Origin of the sequence: Chamaesiphon sp. OTE_8_metabat_110 (assembly GCF_031382685.1) — a bacterium.
Lineage (GTDB): Bacteria > Cyanobacteriota > Cyanobacteriia > Cyanobacteriales > Chamaesiphonaceae > Chamaesiphon.
Genome location: NZ_JANMZA010000253.1, coordinates 1 through 4,941, shown reverse-complemented (window position 1 = coordinate 4,941; position 4,941 = coordinate 1). Strand labels below are relative to the sequence as shown.

At 44.9% G+C, this 4,941-nt stretch carries 3 protein-coding genes; 1 reads left to right on the top strand and 2 read right to left on the bottom strand.

The annotated features are described in order from the left end of the window. Window positions 1-133: 133 nt before the first annotated feature. Together RMO52_RS09305 and RMO52_RS09300 are read right to left on the bottom strand one after the other, a co-directional pair. Window positions 134-1,309 carry an MFS transporter gene (locus RMO52_RS09305; RefSeq protein WP_310413238.1) on the bottom strand — a complete coding sequence of 392 codons (1,176 nt, stop codon included), beginning with the start codon at window positions 1,307-1,309 and terminating at the stop codon, window positions 134-136. A gap of 237 nt (window positions 1,310-1,546) precedes the next feature. After that, window positions 1,547-3,055 (bottom strand): NarK family nitrate/nitrite MFS transporter, encoded by a 1,509-nt coding sequence (locus RMO52_RS09300; RefSeq protein WP_396134933.1) that lies wholly within the window; start codon window positions 3,053-3,055, stop codon window positions 1,547-1,549. A gap of 250 nt (window positions 3,056-3,305) precedes the next feature. Here RMO52_RS09300 and RMO52_RS09295 point away from each other — a divergent pair, with 250 nt between their 5' ends. Next, on the top strand, window positions 3,306-4,838 hold the full coding sequence (locus RMO52_RS09295; protein WP_310413232.1) for an NAD(P)/FAD-dependent oxidoreductase: 1,533 nt from the start codon (window positions 3,306-3,308) through the stop codon (window positions 4,836-4,838). Window positions 4,839-4,941: the final 103 nt, after the last annotated feature.

Below are 4,941 nucleotides of genomic sequence, written 5' to 3'. Positions count from 1 at the left end.
TTATAAGGTTAAGAAGTGTATCGATCGAGCCAGCTTAATGCTGGATCTGCAAGGTAACGATTCTGTCGAAAATATTCTGTATTTGAGACTACTAAAAATTTGTGGCTAGGATTCGATCGTGGCAAGTAGTGACTTATGACTGAGATTCTTTGGCAGTCGCTCTCAAGAATGTCTGACTGAGGATACCTGTACAAGTGAGCGCGAAGACAATCAGCAAGCCAAAACCGATTGTATAACTCCCGGTCATGTCCCGACAAATGCCCAACACAATCGGTGGGAAAAAGCCACCCAATCCGCCAGCCGCACCGACTAATCCGGTGACACTCCCCGTCTGTTGGGGGAAAGATTGAGGTACGAGTTTGAACACGCCACCATTTCCCAAGCCAAATAAGATCGCACAGCCGAGGGAGCCAAGAGTAAATAGCCAAATCGAATTAGTAGCCATCAACCAACTAATTAGGGCAATCCCTAGAAATATGTAGAGTAGCAGCTTTTGACCGCCGATGCGATCGCTCAGCCAGCCACCCACGGGGCGCGATAGAGTTGCAACTAAGACAAATATGGCCGTTCTCGCACCAGCATCCGGCGGAGTGAGCGCAAAAACTTCTTTGTATAAAGTAGGCAAATAAATACTTAATGCGACGAAGCCACCAAAGGTGAGCGCGTAAAAGACACTCAACACCCAAGCCAATTTCTCAGTCTTTAAGACAGCAATATTTTCTGCTAAAGATTTCGACTTGCTCGGCGGCTTGGCATTATTAGCACTCAGCGCAAAGATCCCGCCCCAGACTACCGCCGCCGCACTAAACACCAAAAACGTCGCCGGAATGCCGATTTGACCTGCTAAAACTGGCCCCCCAAATACCGCCACCGATTGACCGATATTCCCTGCACCATAGATTCCCAGCGTAGTGCCCTGCTGACTCGGTGGAAACCACCCAGAGACAAAAGCGACCCCCACAGCAAAAGAGGTACCTGCTAGCCCCATCCAGAGGCCCCAGAATAACAGACTGGGATAGGAATGATTGAGAAATAACGCCGTAGCTGGCAAGATCGTGAATGCTAATAAGATACTAAATACAATCCGTCCGCCATATCGATCGGTTAGTAATCCCAAGGGGATGCGCCCTAGAGATCCTAATAAGACGGGAATGGCAATCATGACACTCGCTTGGGTAACGGATAGCCCCAATTCTTTCTTTAATAGAGGTGCTAAGCCGGAGATGATGCCCCAGTTGGCAAATGCTACTGCAAACGCCATTGTCGCGAGAAATAGATTTTGATTGGCAGGACGAGCGGATGTATTCATGAGCACAGAACAGACACTCAGAATATGATGTCACTAGATCGCGACACAAAAATGGGATAGACATCTAATATCTATCCCATTTCTAAAAATTTCGATGCTAATCTTGCATACCGAGTCTACTCTGAGGATAGATTATTGGCGTTATTGTTGGCGTAGCCTCGCAGAATGCGAATCTGAGGTACGATGTCCCACTTTGTCAAACATCCACTTCTCTAACACCTAAACCTAACACCTATCCTAATCCCGCATTCCAAAGCCACTTGGACTACTTATCGGTACAGCTTGAGCTTCCATCCCAGCAGCATCTAAGCCAAACGAATTTTGCGGTTCTTTGAGGAAGAACGCACACATGAAGGCGCAAACCAAGGCACCGATACCCATTGACGCAAATAATGTCGGTGCGTCAGTCAAGCTGAAAATAGTCAAATACACGACGCCGCCAAAGTTACCGTATGCGCCGACATTTCCTGCTACTTGTCCGGTAATTTCTTTCTTAATCAGCGGTACGATCGCAAATGTACCACCACAACCAGCTTGGGCGAATAGTGCCGAGAACATGGTGACGCCCACAGCGAGAGGCAATGCCCAGGTTTTATCGATTTGATGTGCTAAGAGATAAGCAACTCCAATCAATGCTGTGACAGTTGTCATCGTCCATTTCCGCGAACCAAATTTATCAGAGATAAAACCACCACTGGGGCGAGAAAAGAGGTTCAAGAAGGGATAACTAGCGGCAATCATCGCCGCCGCTGCGTGTTGGAGTCCGAATGTCTTCTCAAAGAAGACAGGCAACATCGACACCGCAGCAAGTTCGGAACCGAAGTTGGTAATATAAGTAAATTGCAATAAAGCAACTTGACTAAATTCATACCGCTCGGATGGTGCAAATTTCTTGCGCCCCAATACGACATCGCGATTGACTAACCAAGCTTGATAACTCTGGTACGCATATAGAGCAGCCAGCAAGAACCAAATAAAATACATTTGTCCGGCATTCAAGAAGTGCAATTTCTGCTGAGCTAACCGCCATGCTAGTAAACCGAGGGCAAAAATTAGCCCGAAGTTCATAATCAGCAATCCATAGAAATCTTTAGCACTGGTAACTTCCATCGCGCCGTATTTTTTAGGACGCTGGTATTCTTTACCAGGCGGTGTATCGGTGACACTATTGAAGTAGACAACACCGTAAATAGCCGCAACTACGCCAGTAAGTACCATTGTCAGTCGCCAGTTGGCATTCCCACCAGCTAAAAAGGCAGTGCCACCAGCAATTAATGGCAGTGCAAACTCAGCACCGAAAGCTCCAAAGTTACCCCAGCCGCCGTAGATACCCTGCGCCATGCCGATATCTTTGGGTGGAAACCATTCCGACACCATCCGAATCCCCAACACAAAGCCAGAACCGACGATGCCCATCAGCAGGCGGGCAATCACCATTTGATTGAAGTCTTGGGCTAAAGCCGTGGCGATACAGGGAATTACCGCAAACATTAATAGCAGCGAGTAGGTGATGCGAGGGCCATACTTGTCGAGTAAAGCACCGATAATAATCCGTGCGGGAATCGTAATTGCTAAGTTACAAATTAAGAGTGTTTTGATCTGCGACTCATCTAGACTTAATTCTTTACCAATGATGGACGCAAAGGGGGCAAAGTTGAACCAGCAAACGAAGGTGAGAAAGAAGGCAAACCAGGTCAAGTGCAAGGTTCGATACTCATTTTTGAACGAAAGTAATCCCTTTAGCATCAGGCTATAGCCCCAAAGAAAACAACTGAAAAGATCGATTAAACAGTTGTGTCAACTGGTAATAGATTTCAGTATGTTCAAATTACGGGAATGTTGGATCTCAATTGGTAGTTTTTGTTACAGTTTATGAGGTTAATTGCGATAAATGCACGTTTTTAATCCGGATAGCGCATATTTTAAATCCCTGGATCGGAGAAAATACCACATAAATATGTTATCGATCGAGACATACTTGTAAAATCACAACTTTATGGCTAAAACTTCTCTGGTTCAGGGTTTGCGACGTGTTTATCAGATCGCCAGATTTGCCCAGCAGCGAAATCTGACATCAGCAACAGCACTAGAAATATGGGAACTGCGGATTAGTCGTCGTCGTTTGTTGCAAGGATCGCTCGCAGCGACTGGTGCGCTCTCAGCCCTAGCATTGGATCGAAAAGTTGACGCGAGGGTAGCAGCACCAGTATTAATTGTGGGCGCAGGCATTGCCGGATTGACGGCAGCTTATTATTTACATAGATCCGGCATCCCAGTCCGAATTATCGAAGCCAGTAAGCGCGTGGGGGGGAGGATGCTCAGTCAAACCAATGCAATTGGTACCGCAGCTACTGTCGAACTAGGCGGTGAGTTTATCGATTCTGGACATAAAAATATCCGTAATTTAGCTCGGGATCTAGGTTTGGCTGAAGTCGATTTATTTGCCATAGATCGCGGGTTAACTCAGAATATCTGGTTTTTTAAAAACCGATTAGTTAACGAACGAGAATTAATTGCGGCATTTATACCCTTTGTTAAGCAGATCGATCGAGATGTCAAAGCAATTGGTGAAGTCAACTACAAATCAAAAAATCCTCGCGCCATCGAACTCGATCGTACTTCAATTACTAAATATCTCGATCTCTACTGTCCAGACCCAATTTTAAGACGATTTATCGAAGTCGCCTACACTAATGAATATGGATTAGAAGTCAGTCGTCAATCAGCAATTAATTTGCTACTATTAATTGGCAAAGAGCCAGATAAAATTGAAATATTTGGTACGAGCGACCAAAGATACCAAATTCAGGGTGGCAATCAACAAATAGTCGATCGATTAGCCGCCAAGTTTCGCGATCGCATCGAAACTAATACTCAGCTAGAATCAATCCGCAGTAGAGACGATCGCTATCGAGTTAGTCTCAGGCAAAGAGGTGTAAGTAAAGAATATATATTCGATCGAGTCATTCTAGCATTACCATTTAGCGTCCTCAGACGCCTCGACTTAGGTGTTAAATTACCTGCGATAAAACAAGCGGCTATTACAGAAATTGGCTATGGTACGAATGCTAAATTAATTACCAGCTATAGTGATAAACTATGGCGTAATAAGTATAAGTCTAATGGTGAATCTTTCAGCGATTTAGATACTTGCGAAACTTGGGAATCAAGCAGATATACAGATACCAAAACAGGCATGATTACTAGTTTTAGCGGTGGTACTTTAGGCTTAAGGATATGTAGATCGAAGCCTGCGGAAGTTGCGAGCAAAGTAACAAATCAATTAGATCTAATTTACCCAGGCGTCAAGAATTTATCTTTAGATCGATCGATTGTTAGTAATTGGATCGATCGCCCCTATTCACGAGGTTCTTACTCCTGTTATTTAGTCGGACAATGGACGAAATTTGCTGGTGTAGAGGGCGAAAGAGTAGGCAATCTCTTTTTCATCGGCGAACACTGTTCGATCGAGGCTCAAGGCTATATGGAAGGGGGAGCATCCCACTTTTTATTCGATCGGGACAAGTAAACCTTTTGTACTAGTGGAAGGATTAAGGAATTTACCTCTAGATCGAGCAGATCGAGCATAATGCTGAGATAATTAAAGCGAGTAAATTCAAGGTAATGTGATG

Coding starts and splice junctions, on each gene's coding strand:
- RMO52_RS09295 (WP_310413232.1), top strand. CDS start 3,306: ATGGCTAAAACTTCTCTGGTTCAGGGTTTGCGACGTGTTTATCAGATC.
- RMO52_RS09305 (WP_310413238.1), bottom strand. CDS start 1,309: ATGAATACATCCGCTCGTCCTGCCAATCAAAATCTATTTCTCGCGACA.
- RMO52_RS09300 (WP_396134933.1), bottom strand. CDS start 3,055: ATGCTAAAGGGATTACTTTCGTTCAAAAATGAGTATCGAACCTTGCAC.